This window comes from Staphylococcus kloosii, assembly GCF_032139365.1.
Taxonomy (GTDB): Bacteria; Bacillota; Bacilli; order Staphylococcales; family Staphylococcaceae; genus Staphylococcus; species Staphylococcus kloosii_A.
Window position 1 is genome coordinate 1 of sequence record NZ_JAVTDB010000078.1, and the last position, 20,944, is coordinate 20,944.

Annotated in this window: 20 protein-coding genes and 1 riboswitch; of the genes, 19 read left to right on the forward strand and 1 reads right to left on the reverse strand. The window is 35.2% G+C overall.

Translation table 11 applies throughout. From position 1 onward, the window contains the following. Positions 1–282: 282 nt before the first annotated feature. The 11 genes from xylB to bioB all read left to right on the forward strand — a co-directional run bounded on the left by xylB (position 283) and on the right by bioB (position 12,055). A complete protein-coding gene (xylB, locus tag RPL90_RS10790; protein WP_313549252.1) occupies positions 283–1,791 on the forward strand; it encodes a xylulokinase in 1,509 nt (502 codons plus the stop codon). Between the two features lie 90 nt (positions 1,792–1,881). After that, a riboswitch (TPP riboswitch) is annotated at positions 1,882–1,991 on the forward strand. Positions 1,992–2,072: 81 nt separating this feature from the next. Further along, complete coding sequence (locus tag RPL90_RS10795) at positions 2,073–2,657, forward strand: thiamine phosphate synthase (RefSeq protein ID WP_313549255.1); 585 nt, start codon at positions 2,073–2,075, stop codon at positions 2,655–2,657. Next, positions 2,650–3,768, forward strand: a complete 1,119-nt coding sequence (thiO, locus tag RPL90_RS10800) for a glycine oxidase ThiO (RefSeq protein WP_313549260.1) — start codon at positions 2,650–2,652, stop codon at positions 3,766–3,768. Before RPL90_RS10795 ends, thiO begins: the two co-directional genes overlap by 8 nt. Continuing rightward, positions 3,752–3,952, forward strand: coding sequence for a sulfur carrier protein ThiS (gene thiS / locus RPL90_RS10805; protein ID WP_313549265.1), 201 nt, complete (start codon positions 3,752–3,754; stop codon positions 3,950–3,952). Before thiO ends, thiS begins: the two co-directional genes overlap by 17 nt. A gap of 1 nt (position 3,953) precedes the next feature. Beyond that, a complete protein-coding gene (locus RPL90_RS10810) occupies positions 3,954–4,721 on the forward strand; it encodes a thiazole synthase (protein ID WP_313549270.1) in 768 nt (255 codons plus the stop codon). Beyond that, the gene (locus tag RPL90_RS10815) at positions 4,721–5,719 is read left to right on the forward strand and encodes a ThiF family adenylyltransferase (RefSeq protein ID WP_313549717.1); all 999 of its coding nucleotides are present in this window, start codon (positions 4,721–4,723) and stop codon (positions 5,717–5,719) included. The genes RPL90_RS10810 and RPL90_RS10815 overlap by 1 nt, the downstream gene beginning before the upstream one ends. 232 nt (positions 5,720–5,951) lie before the next feature. Then, positions 5,952–7,211 carry an MFS transporter gene (locus RPL90_RS10820; protein ID WP_313549273.1) on the forward strand — a complete coding sequence of 420 codons (1,260 nt, stop codon included), beginning with the start codon at positions 5,952–5,954 and terminating at the stop codon, positions 7,209–7,211. Between the two features lie 243 nt (positions 7,212–7,454). Then, complete coding sequence (gene argF / locus RPL90_RS10825) at positions 7,455–8,501, forward strand: ornithine carbamoyltransferase (protein ID WP_313549277.1); 1,047 nt, start codon at positions 7,455–7,457, stop codon at positions 8,499–8,501. A 299-nt stretch (positions 8,502–8,800) separates the two neighbouring features. Beyond that, the gene (gene ahlS / locus RPL90_RS10830; RefSeq protein ID WP_313549283.1) at positions 8,801–9,649 is read left to right on the forward strand and encodes an AhlS family quorum-quenching N-acyl homoserine lactonase; all 849 of its coding nucleotides are present in this window, start codon (positions 8,801–8,803) and stop codon (positions 9,647–9,649) included. Positions 9,650–9,692: 43 nt separating this feature from the next. After that, positions 9,693–10,826 (forward strand): zinc-dependent alcohol dehydrogenase family protein, encoded by a 1,134-nt coding sequence (locus tag RPL90_RS10835; RefSeq protein ID WP_313549290.1) that lies wholly within the window; start codon positions 9,693–9,695, stop codon positions 10,824–10,826. A 242-nt stretch (positions 10,827–11,068) separates the two neighbouring features. Then, complete coding sequence (gene bioB, locus RPL90_RS10840) at positions 11,069–12,055, forward strand: biotin synthase BioB (protein WP_313549296.1); 987 nt, start codon at positions 11,069–11,071, stop codon at positions 12,053–12,055. Positions 12,056–12,105: 50 nt separating this feature from the next. Here bioB and RPL90_RS10845 read toward each other — a convergent pair whose 3' ends face one another. After that, positions 12,106–13,302: an ROK family protein gene (locus tag RPL90_RS10845; protein ID WP_313549300.1), complete on the reverse strand. Its 1,197-nt coding sequence runs from the start codon at positions 13,300–13,302 to the stop codon at positions 12,106–12,108. Between the two features lie 134 nt (positions 13,303–13,436). Between RPL90_RS10845 and RPL90_RS10850 the strand changes: the two genes are divergently transcribed. From RPL90_RS10850 to RPL90_RS10885, 8 genes are all read left to right on the forward strand, one after another. Next, complete coding sequence (locus tag RPL90_RS10850) at positions 13,437–14,765, forward strand: PTS sugar transporter subunit IIC (RefSeq protein ID WP_313549305.1); 1,329 nt, start codon at positions 13,437–13,439, stop codon at positions 14,763–14,765. 24 nt (positions 14,766–14,789) lie between these two features. After that, positions 14,790–15,686, forward strand: coding sequence for a DUF7916 family protein (locus RPL90_RS10855; RefSeq protein ID WP_313549311.1), 897 nt, complete (start codon positions 14,790–14,792; stop codon positions 15,684–15,686). 14 nt (positions 15,687–15,700) lie between these two features. Beyond that, positions 15,701–16,021 (forward strand): PTS sugar transporter subunit IIB, encoded by a 321-nt coding sequence (locus RPL90_RS10860; RefSeq protein ID WP_313549315.1) that lies wholly within the window; start codon positions 15,701–15,703, stop codon positions 16,019–16,021. Between the two features lie 28 nt (positions 16,022–16,049). Next, entirely contained in the window at positions 16,050–16,358 is a 309-nt protein-coding gene (locus RPL90_RS10865) for a PTS lactose/cellobiose transporter subunit IIA (protein WP_313549720.1), read from the forward strand. A gap of 251 nt (positions 16,359–16,609) precedes the next feature. Further along, positions 16,610–17,404 carry an amino acid ABC transporter substrate-binding protein gene (locus tag RPL90_RS10870; protein ID WP_313549320.1) on the forward strand — a complete coding sequence of 265 codons (795 nt, stop codon included), beginning with the start codon at positions 16,610–16,612 and terminating at the stop codon, positions 17,402–17,404. Beyond that, positions 17,388–18,107 (forward strand): amino acid ABC transporter permease, encoded by a 720-nt coding sequence (locus RPL90_RS10875; protein WP_103295647.1) that lies wholly within the window; start codon positions 17,388–17,390, stop codon positions 18,105–18,107. Before RPL90_RS10870 ends, RPL90_RS10875 begins: the two co-directional genes overlap by 17 nt. Next, positions 18,104–18,835 carry an amino acid ABC transporter ATP-binding protein gene (locus RPL90_RS10880; protein ID WP_313549327.1) on the forward strand — a complete coding sequence of 244 codons (732 nt, stop codon included), beginning with the start codon at positions 18,104–18,106 and terminating at the stop codon, positions 18,833–18,835. Before RPL90_RS10875 ends, RPL90_RS10880 begins: the two co-directional genes overlap by 4 nt. A gap of 161 nt (positions 18,836–18,996) precedes the next feature. Then, positions 18,997–20,937 carry a BglG family transcription antiterminator gene (locus RPL90_RS10885; protein ID WP_313549330.1) on the forward strand — a complete coding sequence of 647 codons (1,941 nt, stop codon included), beginning with the start codon at positions 18,997–18,999 and terminating at the stop codon, positions 20,935–20,937. Positions 20,938–20,944 lie beyond the last annotated feature (7 nt).

Sequence of the window (20,944 nt, forward strand, 5' to 3'; positions counted from 1 at the left end):
TTAAATTTGTTTTTACATTTAATATGATTAGTTAACCTTTATTAAGAGACATTGTTATTTTAACAATATAGAGATGTTACATATAATACGTTAAATGGTATGTCTGAAAGATTGTTAAATCAACATTTTAGACGTCCAGTAGTCTTAGTCAGAAGGTGACATTTTTCGGTTGGAAAGTAGTAAAATATTGTAGTCGTTAAGTAAAGAAAGGGACTTGTCAAAAGTAAGTGAATGATGTATTAATTAATTTAAGGTGTTGAGTTAGGAAAGGAAAAAATTAATGTGGAAAAATTAGTATTAGGCATTGATATTGGAACGAGTTCAATCAAGATCTTAGCAGTTAATAACAGAGGTAATATCATTGCTGCTGCGAGTTCGCCATTAACGATTCAACATGCTTATCCTGGTTATAGTGAACAAGATCCCGATGAATGGGTTTCAGTAACTATTGCAACGATGCACAAAGTTATAAATGATTTAAACCAAATTCACTTTGATTTTGAAATAAATGGTATATCGTTTTCTGGTCAAATGCATGGTTTAATTGTGTTGGACAAAGCGTACAAAGTCATTAGACCTGCAATATTGTGGAACGATACGCGTTCTACTGCCCAATGCGAAGCAATTAAATCGCAACTAGGTGACATTGTGTTGGGAAATCCAGTGTTAGAAGGCTTTACGTTAACTAAATTAATGTGGTTAAAGCAACACGAACCAGAGCATTGGTCTAAGACGAAAGTATTTTTATTACCTAAAGACTACGTGCGCTTTAAATTAACAAATACAATCAATATGGAATTGTCCGATGCGTCGAGTACATTGTTATTAGATCCAGTGACAAACCAATGGTCAGAAAAAGTTGGTAAACAATTTGGGGTTACGAATATTTACCCAGCACTGGTTACCTCGGATACACAAGTTGGGTATTTAAAGCAGTCGATTGCCGACAAGTTAGGCATTACGAATAAAGTTGCAGTATTTGCTGGTGGTGGCGATAATGCTTGTGGTGCTATTGGTGCCGGCGTCATTGAACCTTGTCAATCATTATGTAGCATTGGGACGTCAGGCGTGATTTTGTCATGCGAAGCAAAGCAAGATGCCGAATATGGTCATAATATTCACATGTTTAAACATGCGGTGAATAATTTATCGTATGCTATGGGTGTGACGCTCTCGGCTGGCGATAGTCTGAATTGGTTTAAACGACAATGTGGTCAAAATTATTCTTTTGCTGAAATTATGAGATGCGCCGAACGATCTAAAATAGGTGCTCAAGGGCTTATTTTTGGACCTTACTTAGCCGGAGAACGCACGCCACACGGTGATGCTAATATTCGTGGTAGTTTTATTGGACTAAGTGGCTTGCATTCATTTGATGATATGGCTCGCTCAGTCATCGAAGGCATTACTTATTCCTTATATGAATCCATAGCTTACATGCGCACGCAAGGTAAGCATATAACGGAAGTTGTCGCTATTGGTGGCGGTGCAAAAAGTGATTTCTGGTTACAACTGCAAGCAGATATATTTAATGCAAAAGTATATAAACTTAAACATGAAGAGGGACCATCTATGGGTGCAGCAATGATCGCTGCTACAGGTTTGAAATGGTATGATGACATCGCCTCATGTGTTGAGCAATTTATCCATAAAGATAAAATATTTGAGCCAAATAAAGAACGTCATGTTGCTTACCAAAGTTATTTTGATGTATATCAAGCAGTTTATAATCAAACGCAGCCCTTAACTAAAAAGTTACTTGAGTTAACTAAAGCAAATGCGCACAATTAATCACAAAGTAGTTTGCAATTTCTAAAATCTTGAGTTACATTAACGTTATTGGTTCATTGATTTTTACAACACAAAAGTTAACAATTTTATATAAACCACTGGAAGTGCCTTTTTAAAAGGCTGAGATCGAAATCGTCATTTCGAAATTCCCCGAACCTGATCCAGTTCATACTGGCGTAGGAAAGTGGCGTTACTTAGACGATTTTTATATTTGAGTATAAACGTTATTTTTCTATCCAGAAAAATAACGTTTTTTTTATTTTATATAGAGGTGAATACCAATGCTTATAGCTATCACACCATACAAAATATTAACTCAGCTAGATATTGAGCATTATAAATCAATTTTAGAATATTACGATTGCTTAATTATACGTACCCCTATGACGACATCTCAACTTATTGATTGGATAACTACAGCTATTGAACACGGTATTAGTAAAGATAAATTAACTGTACATAGTAATGTAGATGTATTTATTGCTTGTGCTATGACGTCTATTCATTTCAGTGAATATCATAGTGCACTAAAAAAATTTAAAACTCAACATCCTCAAGCAGTAGTGAGTATGTCTACACACAGTGAAGAAAGTGTTATTTATGCAGAACAACAGCGCTGTGATTATGTATTGTTTGGTCATGTTTTTCCCACACCATCCAAACCGCATCAAGCACCTAGGTCGCAACGTGAAATGACACAAGTACTAAACAAAGCAATTAAAGTTATTGCACTCGGTGGCGTAAATGTTCGCACTTTACCGCATTTGCCACGAGGTTTTGCAGGCATTGCTGGTATTTCATTATTTTATAACAGTAATAGTCAAACTTTACGAAAAGTTATAGAGGAGTGGTCAAATTATGTTTGATGTACTCATTATCGGTTCCGGTGTGATGGGCATGTCTGTTGCACGTAATTTAAAACAACATAAGTTGAGTATAGGTATTATCGATAGGGATATTGATGGCATGCATGCTTCTTATAAGGCAGGCGGTATGTTAGGTGCCCAAAATGAGTTTTCTAACGATAGTCCAACGTATCGCTTGGCTTTGGAATCCCAACAATATTTCAAACAGTTGCGTGACCAGCTGCGCTCGGAAGTTGGAAGTGATATTGAATATAAAGAAACAGGATTGATTAAATTAGCTTTTGAGCCAAAAGACAATAGCAAAGTAATAGCACAACATAACTTTTTGGCACATGGTAATCCTGATGTGAGACTGTTAGATCAACAAGAAGCTCATCGTTTAACGAGTAATAATCTTAATATTGAAGACATCATGGCATTATATATACCTAATGATCACCAAATCAATGCGAATAAGTATACAAAAGCTTTGTATCAATCGCTAGAAGTGAACAACGTTGAACGCATCCAACATACAGAAGTGCTAGCAATTACAAAAGGCAAAGGCATATATAAAGTGGTTACGAATAAAGGTAATTATTACGCGCCAAAAGTTGTCGTTGCAGGTGGCGCATGGAGTCATAAATTAGTGCAAGCGCAATTAAAAGATCGTCAATTAACAGGTGTAAAAGGCGAAGTTGTATTGATGGAACAAGAAGATTTAGGCTTGCAGTCGACGTTATTTATGACGAATGGTTGCTACTTAGTACCGAAAAATAAAAATAGAGTACTTATTGGTGCTACAAGTTATTTTGATGACTATTCAGTAGGTGTCTCGCAACGTGGTGTAGATTGGTTAATCAATAGCGCTACCCAACATATACCTAAACTAAAATATGCGCGTACACTCAAACAATGGTCAGGCGTTCGTCCGCATGTTGCCAATGAAATTCCAATAATGGACGAAGTTGACGAAGGATTATTTGTTATTACCGGTCATTATCGTAACGGTATTTTATTATCACCAATTGTAGGTGAACTTATGAGTAAATGGATACTTACAAATATAAAACCATCAATTTTAAATGATTTTACAGTAAAAGGATGTGTATTGAATGGAAGTCATGATTAATGGTGACACATTTAAGTTTGACGAACAATTATCGTTATTAGCATTATTACAACAACTAGAAATTGATGAACAACGCGTTATTGTTGAACATAATAGCAAGTTAATTAAGCAAGACGCTTTTGCATCACAAGTAGTTTCAGCAAATGACAAATTAGAGTTATTAGAATTCGTTGGAGGCGGTTAATATGTTTAAAATTGGACAATTTGAAATAAAGTCTAGATTATTACTAGGTACTGGTAAATTTGAAAATGAAACTATACAAACACAAGCAATTAATGCTGCAGAAACTTCGGTTTTAACTTTTGCGGTAAGAAGAATGAATTTATACGACAAAAACTTACCTAATCCGTTAGCAAATATAAATTTACAAGACTATATTACTTTCCCTAATACAGCAGGAGCAAAAACAGCAGAAGAAGCAATTAGAATTGCGGAAATAGCTAACCATGCTGGCGTTTGTGACATGATCAAAGTAGAAGTAATTGGGGATGATGAAACGTTATTGCCTGACCCATTAGCTACGTATGAAGCATGTGAAGTTTTATTAGAAAAAGGGTACACTGTATGTCCTTATGTATCTAATGACGTCGTATTGGCGAAGCGTCTCGTAGAGTTAGGTGTACATGCGATTATGCCTTTAGCATCACCTATTGGTACGGGAAGAGGCATTAATAACCCGTTAAATCTACGCTACATTATCGAAAAAGTAGACGTACCAGTCATCGTTGATGCTGGCATTGGCTCTCCTAAAGATGCATGCCATGCGATGGAACTAGGCGCTGATGGCATTTTATTAAATACTGCTATTTCAAGTGCACAAGATCCTGTTAAAATGGCCGAAGCTATGAAATTAGGCATTCAAGCAGGTAGATTAAGTTATGAAGCGGGCAGAATACCAGTTAAATATACTGCACAAGCATCAAGTCCTGTAGAAGGTATTGGTTTCCTATGATAAACCGCTATAATCGTCAATCGCGGTACCAACGTTTTGGCGAGCAAGGTCAACAACATTTGCAGACAATGCATGTCATGATCTTAGGCGCAGGTGCACTTGGAAGTAACATTGCAGAAATGTTAACGCGAATGGGTGTACATGAAATTTCGATTATTGATATGGATATCGTAGAGTTAAGTAATATACACAGACAAGCATTATATGATGAAGCAGATGCACAACAAATGTTGCCTAAAGTTAAAGCTTTAAAAAGTAAATTAAATAAAATCAACACGTCAGTTAAAATCAATGTTCTATATGAAGAACTGACTGCCACAAATATTGAAAAAATACTAAGTGATTATAATCCAGATATTGTGATGGATGGTATGGATCATTTCGAAATTAGGTATCTTATTAACGAAGCTTGTTATAAATTACAAATCCCTTGGATTTATGGTGCGGCTGTAGGTAGCAAAGGTACGGTTTATGCTATTGATTATAAAGGACCGTGCTTCAAGTGTTTATTGCAAGCAGTACCAAATACTGGTGAAAGTTGTGCCATCAACGGCGTCTTACCACCGGTAATTAATCAAGTCGTTAGCATGCAAGTGTCAGAATTGATGCGTTATGCTGCAGGTGAAGGATTTTCAAAAAAGTTAATTACGATTGATACGTTTGATTTAAAACAACAAGCAATCAATATTGATAGGTTAAAAAATGACCAATGTCACGTTTGTAAACAAGGTAAATATGAATTGCTAAATAAGCCTCAGTATAGTCAAATCGAAGCAATGTGTGGCAATGCATATTTATTTAGATTTAAGAAACAGGCATTTGATTATGCAACTTTCTTCCCAGGTCGTATTATTAAAGAAAATGCATTTGCTAAGTTAATGCAATATAAAGATGTGAATTGTACACTCTTTAGAGACGGTCGTATGAATGTGCATGGTATTAAAGATGACTCGACAGCGCGACAATTATATGAAGCATTTAATAAACAATTAAAATAGATGAATATAAAAATGAGTGATAAGCAGCTACATAAGCTTATCGCTCTTTTTTATAGTGAAAATGAAGTAACACTAAAAACGAAAATAAGTGAAAATAAATAAAAATAAATTTGCATTATAAGAAAAAATCAAATAGAATATAATAAATAAATGAAAGCGTTTTCCGAAGTGTGAAAGACTCATTGTATCTTGTTATTTGGAAAACAAAAATGATAAAGGGGTGTCGTTACTTATGCATAATAAATTGGAAAAAATGGGTATGCCGCCAACACTGCTATGGGGATACATTGGTGTGCTTATCTTTATGATGGGTGATGGATTAGAGCTAGGTTGGATAAGTCCATATCTACAAGAACATGGATTATCGGTACAACAAACAGCAGCCTTAACTACGAGTTATGGTGTTACGATAGCAATTGGTTCATGGCTTTCAGGGGTTTTAGTTGAAGTTATAGGACCTAGAAAAGTTATGTTAATAGGGACAACGTTATATATTATAGGACATGCAGTCTTTGCTGGAATTGCAGTACCTTCAGGGCAATTTGAACTAATGATTCCTACATATGCGATTAGAGGTTTTGGTTATCCTTTATTTGCGTATTCATTCTTAGTTTGGGTGGCTTACCGTTCCCCACAAAAACGTTTAGGCGCAGCAGTAGGTTGGTTCTGGTTCGTCTTCACAGGTGGCTTAAGTGTATTAGGTTCATTCTATTCTTCATTTGCAATTAAACAAATTGGTTACTTTGGTACATTATGGACTGCCATTATTTGGGTGCTTATTGGAACAGTACTTGCTGTATTCGTTAACAGAGATAAATTTTCATTAGAAGATCGTGAAGGTGGCGCTAAAGAACATATGAGAGAAATATTTGCAGGTATTTCTATTTTATATAGAGAACCTCGTGTTGCTGTTGCGTGTATCGTACGTATTATTAATCAAGCAGCACAATATGCATTTCCATTATTCTTACCACTCTATTTATCTAAAAGAGGAATTGAAACAACGACTTGGTTGAATATTTGGGGAACAATCTTTATCGCCAATATTATCTTTAATTTAATTTTTGGTGCATTAAGTGACAAAATTGGTTGGAAAAATACGATTAGCTTTATCGGTGGTGTAGGCTGTGCGGTCTTTACATTAGGCTTATACTTCTTACCGGATTTATTTACAGGTAATGTCTTTGTAGTCGGTCTTGTCGGCTTCTTATGGGGGATGTGTTTAGCAGGCTTCGTGCCAATTTCTGCATTAGTACCATCACTTGTTGGTGAAGGAGATAAAGGACCAGCTATGGCAATATTAAACTTGGGTGCAGGGCTATGTGTATTCGCAGGACCAGGACTTGTTTACTTATTCTATAGTACAATTGGCGTCAAAGGTATGATGTTCCTTATTTTCGGTCTTTATGCAGCTAGTGCAATTATGACACGCTTCTTAAAAACACCAGAAGAACGAGCGCGCAATAGTAAAAGAAAACAAGCAACGTCTTAATAAAATATTCGAAAAAGATGAGTGCTAGCACTCATCTTTTTTTATGCTTTAATGTATATAAAACTGTGTATTATAACACTTTTTTGTAATTGGGTGTTAACAAGAATGTTGTTACTGTTTGATTTGTGTTGGAGTTGAAGAAACTTATTTTAATACATTCATTCAATAATATACAATAAAAGGTATAAATATACTTGATTTTTATAACTTCTCTCGTTATGATAGTAAGTAATCTTACAAATATTGGAGAGTGATTTAGATGGGGCGTACACAACAACACTAAAACAATTGCAAGACTTTAAAGGTAAAAGTTTTTTAAAAACTTGTGATTTTTCTTATGATGAATTAACTACATTAATAGATTTCACAGGCGAATTAAAAGAAAAGAAAAATAGAGGGATTCCACATCCATATTTAAAAGGAAAAAATTTAGCGCTACTTTTTGAAAAACCATCTACGCGTACACGCTCGGCATTCAGTGTTGCAGCATTTGATTTAGGTGCTACGGCTGAATACTTTGGTCAAGGTGATATTCATTTAGGTGCTAAAGAATCTACCGAAGATACTGCTAAAGTGTTAGGTAGAATGTATGATGGCATCGAGTTTAGAGGTTACAATCAAGCTGATGTAGAAATGTTAGCAAAATATGCCAATGTGCCGGTATGGAATGGTTTAACGAATGAATGGCATCCGACGCAAATGATCGCTGATTTCTTTACGTTGAAAGAAAATTGGGGCACTTTTGAAGGTAAAACTTTAACATATGTAGGGGATGCACGTAACAATGTAGCACATGATTTATTAATTACTGGTGCAATCTTAGGTGTTAATATTAATATTGCTGCCCCAAAAGATTTACAACCACACGATGATATTCAACAAATGGCGCAACAATATGCACAACAGTCTAATAGCAAAATATTAATTACTGAAGATATCAAAGCGGCAGTATATCAAACTGATGCGCTCTATACAGATGTATGGTTCTCTATGGGTGAAGACCACTCTGTATATCAACAACGTATAGAGCAATTATTGCCATATCAAATTAATAGTGCGATGTTAGCTAACACATGTAATCCTGATATTATCGTGCTGCATTGCTTACCTGCTTTCCATGATTTGAACACCCAAATTGGCACAGAAATTTTTGAAAAGTTTGGTATCACCGAAATGGAAATAAGCGATGAAGTATTTCGTGGTGATCATTCAGTCGTATTTGATCAAGCAGAAAATAGATTACATTCAATCAAATCAATTTTATCTGTAACGCTAGGCGATGTTTTTTAAAATTAAATAGTAAGTTAAAGAGTCTGGGACTTAATAGTTGTCTTCAGGCTCTAATTTTATATAGGCAGTAGATGACTGAAGTGAAAATGTGCTTGTATAAAGTTGATTTCAACGCTAGTCATCTTTCTCGGGTCGGGGCTACACAAGCTTCTAATAAAAATAAGATTTTTGTCCAGCTCCCTTTTTAATATGTCACTAAATAACAAATGGTTTAATTTAAAAGTTAAAAATGTGCATATATTTGTAAGCGCTTACTCTAAAGTGTAAAATATAACTACAAATATAAGGAGATGATAGTTATGGTGAACTATAATAAAGAGCGTATGAAGATTTATGTTTTAGACAATGGTCGTATGAAGATGGATAAAAACTTAATGATTGCCAACTCGAACCAAGCTACGTTAGATCATCCAGAAGCGCCTAATGAAATGCATGAATTTCCTATTTACACTGTATTTATTGATCATCCAGAGGCAAAGATATTATTTGATACTGCATGTAATCCTAATGCTATGGGAGAAAATGGCAGATGGATTAATGCAACACAAAAAGCATTTCCGTATTTTGCCGATGAAACTTGTCATTTACCTAATCGATTAGAGCAAATAGGTGTCGATCCTAAAGAAGTAGATTTTGTAGTTGCATCACATTTACATTTAGATCATGCCGGTTGTTTAGAATATTTTACTAATGCAACAGTCATTGTACATGATGATGAATTAAGCGGCACTATGAAAACATATGCACGTAACCAACAAGAAGGTGCATATATATGGGCAGATATAGATGCGTGGATTAAAAATAATTTAACTTGGAAAACGATTCAAAAAGAGGACGACAACATTAAATTAGTAGATGGTGTTAAAGTTTTAAACTTTGGTAGTGGGCATGCATGGGGCATTATTGGCTTAGAGATAGAAAGTGCTGAACTAGGTACAATAATTTTAGCGTCTGACGCCATTTATACTAAAGAAAGTATGGGCAATCCCCCTAAACCACCAGGCATTTTATATGATTCTATCGGTTGGACAAAATCAGTAGAAAAAATTAAAAAACTTGCCGACGAAAAAAATGCTCAAATTTGGTTTGGTCATGATGGTGAGCAATTTGAAGGGTTCCGCAAATCAACAGAAGGGTATTATGAATAGTAATATTCACTTTTATTAATGTTTGAAAAGGGAGAGATTGACTATGAAGACTAGAGCAGCAGTGCTACACGACATGGGTGCCACTACGCCTTATTCAGAAAGTAAACCATTAACCATTGAAACATTAGAATTATCTGAACCGCAAGAAAATGAAGTGTTAATCAAAATTAAAGCGACGGGTTTATGTCATTCGGACTTATCAGTGATTAATGGTAGTAGGCCAAGACCTATGCCTATGGTATTAGGGCATGAAGCAGCGGGTGAAATTATTCAGATTGGTGACCGAGTAACTGACTATGAAGTTGGAGATCATGTCGTTTGTACATTTATTCCAAGCTGTGGCCACTGTATTCCATGTAAAGAAGGAAGACCTGCTTTGTGTGAAACGGGTGCAGCGTCAAATGCAACAGGTGAAATGATAGAAGGTGGCTATCGTTTACAATCTGACAAAGATGATGTTATGCATCATTTACTAGGGGTAGCTGGATTTTCTGACTATGCTGTTGTTTCGACTCATTCCATTGTTAAAGTAGATAAAGATATTCCATTTGAAAAAGTAGCAATCTTTGGTTGTGCTGTTATTACAGGTATCGGAGCAGTAATTAATACGGCTCAAGTCCGTTCAGGAAGTACCGTTGCCGTAATAGGGTTAGGTGGTATAGGTTTAAACGCGATTATGGGTGCCAAATTAGCTGGTGCAAGTGAAATTATTGCTTTAGATATTAATGAAGATAAATTTGATTTAGCTAAAAAGTTAGGCGCTACTGCAGTCTTTAACTCAAGCGATGATAATATTGTTGAAGCCGTTAAAGATTTCGTACAAGGTGGGGTCGATTTTGCGTTCGAAACAGCTGGTGTGGTACCTGCCATGGACGTTGCATACAAAATAACAAAAAGAGGTGGCACGACGACGTCTACCGGCCTACCTGACCCAAAACATGAATTTGCATTTCCGCAAGTGACATTGGCAGCAGAAGAGAGAACGATTAAAGGTTCTTATGTAGGAAGTTGTGTGCCAGATAGAGATATTCCGCATTTTATTAAGTTATATAAACAAGGACGCTTACCAGTAGATGAATTACTAACGGATACATTGCCACTCGATGACATCAATGAAGGTTTTGATCGTTTGGCTCGAGGAGAAGCGGCACGTTTAGTCGTGACCATGGATAATTAATATATAATGGAGTCTGGGACACAATATTATCTCAGACTCTATTTTTATATGAGCAGTAGATGTCTGAATTAAACATATGCTTGTAGCATATTTTTTTCAACTTTAGCCATACTTGACTGGGCGGGACTACTTTCTGTCTCGCTCTTTTTTTATTGTTAAAAGATAGCGTTATAAATGTAAACTTAATTTTATTTTAAGTTTACATTTGTGCTATAATCTATATATCTTAAGGGGGAAGATATATGAATTTAGCTCATAATATTTTAGCAGGAGAACAGTTAACAAAAGAACTAGCCTATAAAATTTATACTAATCATGATATCGAAACGATGGAATTAGTGAATGAAGCGTATAAATTGAGACATTATTATTATGGTAAAAAAGTGAAATTAAATATGATTTTAAATGCTAAAAGTGGCATATGTCCTGAAGATTGTGGTTATTGTGGTCAGTCTAGAGATATGAGGCATAAAGAACGTTACGCTTTAGTCTCTCAAGAAGAAATAGAAAAAGGGGCAGCCGCTGCCGATGAAAATAACATTGGTACTTATTGTATTGTCATGAGTGGCAGAGGACCGAGTAATAAAGAAGTAGACCATATATCACGTACGGTAGAAAATATTAAACTTAATCATCCACAACTTAAAATTTGTGCATGTTTAGGTTTAGCTAATGAACAACAAGCAGCACAACTTAAGGCAGCAGGCGTAGATCGTTATAATCATAATCTTAATACGAGTGAACGTTATCATGGAGAAGTTGTTTCGACGCATACATATGAACAACGTGTTAATACTGTTGAAGTTATGAAACAAAATAATATTTCTCCTTGTTCGGGTGTAATCTGTGGCATGGGTGAAACTGATGAAGATAGAATAGACATGGCTTTTGCTTTAAAGGAAATCGATGCTGATAGCATACCAATCAATTTCCTTCATCCTATTAAAGGGACAAAATTTGGAACTATGGACGAACTGACGCCAATGATTTGCTTACGTATTTTGGCAATGTTTAGATTAATTAATCCAACTAAAGAAATTCGTATTGCAGGTGGTCGAGAAGTTAACTTACGTTCCTTGCAATCAACAGCTTTATTAGTCGCTAATTCAATCTTCGTGGGTGATTATTTAATTACAGGTGGTCAACCTAATAAATTAGATTACGATATGATTCAAGATATGGGATTTGAAATTGATTATGGTTTTAACGAATTAGCACAACAAGAATAATAAAATGGCGTAGCTTAACGAATGCTTTATTCGCTAAGCTACTTTTTAATTTAGTGAGACCAAATCAACGAATGGAACAAAGCTAGGGTTGCCGCGCCACGTGCACCATTTGTTACATCATAAGGAATGATGTCAAAATCAATCTCCGGTAAACCGTGATATAAATTTTTATAACTTAAATACTCAGTCAAAATTTGATGCGTGATCATCTCGTTAAATAAAGGACCATGCAAATAAATCTTTGAAGTGTCAATTAACATTGATAAATTATTTAAAGTAACAACGACCGCATTTATCGCCTCTTCGATGATTTGTGTAATAGCCGTATCGCCTAATCGATATGCTTCAGCGATGTTAGTAAGTGTTATATCGGCAGGATCGGCGACTAGTTTCTTTAAAATTGAATGTTGATTTTGATGATAACTATGTTGTGCTTTTTTAATTATATTAAAGCCACCCAAATAATTTTGTAAGCAACCAAATCTACCACATTCACACTGCTCACCATTTGGATAGACAATTGTATGGCCGATTTCACCTACAGAGAAATTGTTGACCCCATATAAACTTTCGTTATAAATACTTGATGAAAAAATCCCTTGTACGGCATGGAAAAACACAAAATTTTGTCCTTTATTAGTTGTAGAGATAAGGTGTTCATACAGACTCATACAATGGACATTATTTTCTAAAAATAGTGGTAATGGTGCTTCTTTAATTAAGCGACTTAAATCAAATTTTTGCCACTTAGCTGAAGAGGCAATGCATTGATTCTCTTTATCGAAATGGCCCGGTAATGCGATACCTACTGCTTCGATATTTATATTTTGATAGTTTGCTAAACAATTGTTTACTACAGATAATAAGTAATTTATTGCCTCAGCATTGGAATAATTTAAAATTTCAACTTCATGATGTTGTGTCGTTATTACTTCGCCAGCATTATTGATTAGACATAATGTTAAAAAATGACGAGATAATTCTATGCCAATATAGTAACTATGATTATTAGTAATTGATAACGTTACTTTTTTGCGACCGGCACGATTCTTTGATTTAGAGTCGTTATCAGTTAAACTATTAGCTTCAATTACTCCTTCGCTTATAAGTTCGCCAGTTACAGCCGTGGTCGTGGCTGGCGTAACCCCAGTATTGTGGGCGATATCTTTTCGTGATATTGGTCCTCGTAAATATAATTCATTTAAAATTTTCCCACGGATTTCTTTTTGTTTGTCAGTCATAGTCATCACAATCCCACCATTATTGTATCGATATAGTTATTAAGATTATAACAGGATAAATGTACATTGACACTTAATTAATTATAAAATATAATTAATTAAACTTATGAAATCGCTTACATTAAGTGGGGGTGTATAGAATGAGTAAATTTAATGATGCATTAGAAAAACATTTGCTTCCGGTAGCTTCTAAATTAGGCTCGAATAAAATATTAATTTCTTTGCGTGACGGTATTATCATAGCAATGCCATTAATTATTATCGGCTCTATCTTTTTAGTTATTAGCGGTATTGCTATTCCGGGGTGGATAGAATGGCTAACGTCTACCGGCATTTTAGAATATTTAACAAAGGCAGTAAATGGAACATTTGGATTGATGGGCTTAGTAGCTTGTTTTGGTGTAGCGCATAGTATCGCCAAACAATATAATACTGATGGCGTATCGGCAGGAATCATTTCTATGGCTGCATTTTTAGTCGTTACACCTAATGTAATGACAGGCGGCAAAAAGCCAGAAGAAGCGATTCCACAAATTTATATGGGGAGTCAGGGATTATTTGTCGCTTTAATTATTGGTATTATTTCAGGACTTATTTTCCAATGGTTTATTAATAGAGACATTAAAATAAAAATGCCTGATCAAGTACCACCGGCAGTTTCTAAAAGTTTTAGTGCCTTAATTCCCGGCGCAGTCATTATTATTTTATGGCTATGTGTTTATGTGGCATTAGATTTATTACCGTTTGGCAACATACACAAGCTGATTATTAATACGTTAGGTGTACCGTTAAGTTTCCTAGGTGGTTCACTAATTGGAACTATTATCTTAGTAGGACTTAATAGTATGTTTTGGTTTGTAGGTATACATGGTGCGAATGTCGTCAATGCTGTTATGCAACCGATTTGGTTAAAAAACATTGATGAGAATCGTTTAGCATACCAAGCACATCCAAACGGAGATTTACCACATATTATTACGCAACCTTTTATCGATAATTTTGTATTTATGGGCGGTAGTGGTTCGACAATAGGGCTCATTGTAGTAATCGCTGTTCTCGCTCTAAAACACCGTGCAAGTAAAGTGACGAAAATGATGGCACCATTAACATTTATACCGGGGTTATTTAATATTAATGAACCTACGATGTTCGGCATTCCCGTCGTATTAAATATCAGACTTATCGTACCATTTGTTTTAGCACCAATGATTAATGCGACGATAACTTATACTGCGATGACGACAGGTTTGGTGCATCTAACGAATGGCACTGCAATGCCGTGGACGATGCCCCCAATTTTAAGCGGCTTTTTAGCGACGGGACATATTAGTGGTTCGCTCGTACAAATTGTCTGTATCATTATCGATATTTTGCTATATTATCCATTTTATCGAGCGATGGAAAAGTACAATATTATTGCTGAACAAGAAGGACAAAGCCAAGTATCTGAAGGAAATAAAAACAATTAACATAAATTTTAGGAGGCTATTACAATGGTAAAAAGATTAATAAGCGCAAATGCATCAGAAATTTTACAAATGTCACCTACAGAATTGAAACAAAGTATTAAAGCGAGTGACGGTAGGGTTATTTTAGCGGAAAATGTTGTGACGAGAACGCCTGTAATTCCAGATATTACGAATGCTGAGTTATCTCGTGCTTTTGGAGCAGATTTAATTCTATTAAATGGGTTAGATGCGTTTGAACCAAAAGTGGTTAACGTCGATGAAGATAAACAGGTAGTTGAAGAATTAAAACGTTTAGTAGGACGACCAATTGGAGTTAATCTTGAACCAGTTGATGAAGTAGCGAACATGGCGGAAGAAAAATTAAATATAGCTGAAGGGCGTCAAGCTAATACGAAAACAGTACAAGCTATTGAACAATTAGGTTTAGATTTTGTCTGTATGACAGGAAATCCAGGTACCGGTGTTACAAATGAAAAAATTGTAGGGGCAATAGACAATACCCATAAACATTTCTCTGGATTGATTATAGCGGGGAAAATGCATAGTGCAGGGGTTGATGAACCAGTAATTACGACAGAATACGTAGAAAAATTTATTAATGCTGGTGCAGACATCATTCTTGTTCCATCTATTGGCACTGTACCTGGTTTTGATGAACATCAACTTAAAGAAATAGTGAAAGCGGTCCATCAAAATGGCGGTCTCGTGATGTCGGCAATAGGTACGAGCCAAGAAAGTTCAGATGCTAGCACAATTCGAGACTTTGCTATTAAAAATAAAATTTGCGGGGTAGATATTCAACATATTGGTGACGCTGGATACGGTGGTTTGGCGCCGGTTGATAATATTTTTGAAATGAGCAAAGCAATACGAGGACAAAGACACACTGTTTCCATGGTGGCACGTTCTATTAATAGATAAAGGATGGGATGAATATGGCTGAAAAAACAATAATGCTCGTTTGCGCAGCGGGTATGAGTACCAGTATGTTAGTGAAGAAAATGGAAGAAGCGGCAAATAACCAAGGCTTAGACCGTGACATTTTTGCGGTTTCTACTTCTGATGCAGATGATCATATTAACAATGAAGACATAGATGTCTTATTGTTAGGGCCACAAGTAAGATATAAAAAAGAGGAATTTGAACAACGCGCGAGGGGTCATAATATTCCCGTAGAAGTTATACCGATGACAGATTACGGTACGATGAATGGCGAAAATGTTATTAACTTAGCAGAGCAATTGATGTCTCATTAAGGTGGTGTCTTAATTGGAAGAAAATAAAATGATGGAACAAGCAATGTCATTAATCGCATTTGGTGGAGATGCCAAAAGCAGTGCGATGGAAGCTATTTACGCCGCAAAAAAAGGTGATTTCGACAATGCCGAACAAAAAGTGGCACAAGCACAACAATCACTAACAAAGGCGCACCATATTCAAACAACGATGTTAACAGAAGAAGCTCAAGGTAATCACCAAGAACTCACTTTATTAACGGTGCATAGTCAAGATCATTTAATGACAGCCATCGCCTTCAATGACATTGCTAAAGAAATGATTGATTTATATAAAGCGGTCAAAGGGCAACTTTAAATATTTAGTGTGTATTTGATCAGCAACTTTATATGGCAGTAAAGGCTATGACGAAATGATGTCATAGTCTTTTTTTATGTTTAATCATAAATAAGCGTAGCGTAACATCGTTTATAACAATAAAATTTGTCTGAAAAATTAAGCACAATTAAAAAAGTTGTGTAATTTTTAAAAGTTTTTATTGACTATTTATATGGATGGAGCTAAAATATTTTTAATCTGATAAGAATAATAGGAATAGAGGTCATGTGATGAAAAAGATTCTTTTTGGTTTATTAGCTTTAGTTATTGTTGTGACGGTAGCTGCTTGTGGTAATAATAGCTCTAATAAGAAAAGTAGTGAAACTAAAACCGTTGGTAAGGAAAAAACATTTGTCGTAGGTACAGAAGGGACATATGCACCATTCTCATATCATGATAAAAACGATAAACTCACAGGTTATGACGTTGACGTGATGAAAGCAGTAGCGAAAGAAATGGGTTACAAAGTTAAGTTTAAAGAAACACAATGGGATTCAATGTTTGCAGGATTAGATTCTGGTCGCTTCAATGTTATAGCAAACCAAGTTGGTATTAATGACGAACGTAAAGAAAAATATCAATTTTCAGAGCCATACACGTATTCTCAAGCAGTATTAGTAGTTAACAAAAACAATAAAAATATTAAATCATTCGATGACGTTAAAGGTAAAAAATTAGCACAAACATTTACGTCTAACTATGGTAAGTTAGCGAAAGCAAAAGGTGCTGAATTAACTAAAGTTGATGGTTTCAACCAAGCTATGGATTTATTACAATCTAATCGTGTTGAAGGTACATTTAATGACAATATTTCATATTTAGATTATAAAAAGCAAAAACCAAATGCTAAAGTTAAAGCAATCGAAGGCAACGCAGAAAAAAGCCAATCTGCACTAACTTTCACTAAAAAAGAAGATAAACAGACAATTGAAAAAGTGAATAAAGCAATAAAAAAACTAAAAGATAATGGCGAATTAACAAAAATAAGTAAGAAATGGTTCGGAGCAGATGTTTCTAAACCTTAACCATGAACAACAACACGCGTTGAACGCAGCAGGACAAGCATTCGGCCCTATGTTGGAAGGTCTTGTAAAATATTCTATTCCAATTACGTTAGTTACTTTCGTACTTGGTTTAATTATCGCTTTATTTACAGCGTTGATGAGAATATCTACAAGTCGCGTGTTGAGAGGCATTGCTAGAGTTTACATTTCAATTATTCGCGGAACACCTATGATTGTACAACTATTTATTATCTTTTATGGTATACCTGAACTGGGTAGACTCATTACTAATAACTCTGATAGCCAGTGGACTTTAGCACCGGTAGTTGCGGCGATTATTGGTTTATCGTTAAATGTTGGTGCTTATGCTTCAGAGATTATTCGAGGGGGTATTTTATCAATACCGAAAGGACAAACAGAGGCTGCATACTCTATCGGAATGAATTACAGACAAACAGTGCAACGTATTGTATTGCCTCAAGCAATTCGCGTTTCAGTACCTGCGCTAGGTAATACATTTTTAAGTTTAATCAAAGATACATCGCTCTTAGGTTTTATCTTAGTGGCAGAAATGTTCAGAAAAGCACAAGAAGTAGCATCGACGACTTATGAATATTTAACAATATATATATTAGTAGCTCTATTATATTGGGTCGTATGTTTCATTATATCTATCATACAAAACTACTATGAATCTTATCTCGAAAGAGGGTATCGCTCATGATTGAATTAAAAAATATCAAAAAATCGTTCGGCGATACTGAAGTGATTAAAGGCATTGATTTGACTGTGGAACAAGGTGAAGTAGTGACTTTAATAGGGAGATCTGGTTCTGGGAAGACGACATTATTACGTATGATAAATGCGTTAGAGTTGCCTTCTTCAGGAGCGGTATATGTCGACGGTACAACATATAGTAATGGCGACAAAAAATCACAAATAGCAGTGCGCCAAAAGTCTGGTATGGTTTTCCAAAGTTATAACTTATTTCCACATAAAACGGCTTTAGAAAACGTAATGGAAGGGCTAATTACTGTTAAAAAAGTAAAAAAAGCTGAGGCAGAAAATCAATCTTTAGCTCTATTGGCTAAAGTTGGTCTTACAGAAGTTAAAGACCAACGACCTCATGCTTTGTCGGGTGGACAACAACAACGTGTGGCAATTGCTAGAGCCTTAGCAATGAACCCACAAGTTATGTTATTTGATGAACCAACATCTGCATTAGATCCAGAGCTGGTTAATGATGTATTAAATGTTATAAAAGAATTAGCAAATGAAGGCATGACGATGGTAATTGTAACGCATGAAATGCGTTTCGCTAAAGAAGTATCTAATAAAATTGTATTTATCCACGATGGATATATTGGTGAACAGGGCGAACCACATCAAATTGTAAATTACCCTCAAACAAATGAATTACAACGGTTTTTAAACGTTATAAGAGAAGTCTAGTGCAATGTCGCACTAGGCTTTTTTATTTTGCTTATTTTATTACACTTATATTATAAATCGCATTTAGCAAATTGGATGTGCAATATTTCGGAAGTTTAAGCGAATCATATTACACATCTGTAAAGTTAAGTAAGCGTTTACAATATAAGTATGAGGAGGCAATGCAGTTGCTAAGTATGAGACAACGACAAATTCTTGATTTTGTAGGTGCACAAAGACAATATGTTTCAGTTCATGAGTTAGCCGCAAAGTTTCAAGTTTCAGAACGCGCTATCCAATATGATATTGAATTCATTGAATCTATGACTAAGGTATTACATATAACTTTAGACAGAGATAAAGCGAATGGCATTAAAATAACTACTATGCAACAATACATTCCTAAAACGTCTCAGAATAGAGTAATACATTACGCGAAAAGTGAGCGGATATTATATATCATTTTAAAACTTTTTGAGTCATCACAACCTACGTCCTCACAAGCATTTGCGGAAATGGTGTCAGTTTCACGTAGAACTATCGTAGAAGATTTGAAAGATGTTCAAAAGTGGTTGGATGAACAATCATTAACTTTAACATATGTAAAGAACAAAGGATTTGTTATCGAAGGTGACGAACACAATTTTAGAAAAGCTTATGCTGCTCGTGTGAATGAGTATTTTGATACGCATACTCACCAAATTGGAAATCAATTGTTTTCGAATCAAGATTTAAAACAAATTCGATTAACTGTGACTTCAATTTTAACGGAATATCAGTATCAGTTAGTTCAAAGTGCTATTGATGGCTTGATTTATCATATTTTGATTGCGCTACATCGTACAAAAGAAGCATACACCTTTAAAATACCAAAATCAGAATATGAGCGACTATCTCAAACTGATCAGTTTCAAATAGCGACAGTTATAGCACAGCGCTTGGAAGACATATTTGATATTCAATTTCCTACGAGTGAAGCAGCCTTTATCACATTGCATCTTTTAGGTGCAAAGAGCGTTGAAGAAAATGTGATGATTGAACGAACGGACAATTTGGAACTATTCATTCTCGAACTTATTGAGCATATGAGTGGCGAACTTGGCGTCGATTTGATGTCGGATAGTAAGTTGTTAAATGGTCTGCGCGTACATCTTCAGCCGGCAATTTATAGAATGAAGTTCAATATGAGCCATGATAATCCTTTGCTGGCAGAAATTCAAACACAGTATAGACATATTGTCGACGCGTTAAACAGACACCTTAATGCGATTGAATTGGCATACGATATGCACTTTGATGACCATGAAATTGCTTATATTACATTACATTTTGCATCGGCTATCGAACGTGGTTCATCCTTAAAAAGAAAATCGATAAAAGTCGTTTTATTATGTGGCTCAGGCATTGGTACTTCACAGTTGTTAAAAAGTAAAATCATCAATATTTATCCAGAATTAGAGGTTGTTGATGCATATTCCGTCTATGAAATATCGGAAGAGCAATTAAGACATGAAGGTGTAGATTACGTTATTTCAACTGTACCAGTAAATTCGTTATCTGTACCTGTCATCAATGTTAGTCCGTTTTTGGATGCAGAAGATCGCATTAAATTAAATAATATTATTAATGAAGCAAGGGAACAATATGTAAGTAGTATTAAATCAGTAGGTCCAACGTTGAATCAGGTTTTACCACAAGCAAATATTTTAGTTTCTCAGCCTAAAGTAGATCGAGATACAGCGGTTATTCAAAGTGTAGATTTGTTAGTGAAACAAGATATTGTCGACACGTCATATGCTCAGGCGATTATCCAACAACTAGATAAGTTTGGGCCGTACATGGTTATTAGTCCACAAATTGCACTTATTCATGCTAATCATGATCAAGTAAAGCAAGGTGTAGGATTTAGTCTAGTTCATTATGCAGAAGGCATTCATTTTAATCATAAGCAATATGACCCGGTACGCGTTGTAATAACTTTAGCTACCGAGCAACCAAAAATTCACTTAAACGCTTTAAGACAACTAAGTGAACTACTTATGGACGAACAAAAAAGAGCGTCATTGTTACAAGGTAATTTAGCTCAAATTATATCGAGCATTGATGAAGTAAGTAATAAATAGGGGGGAG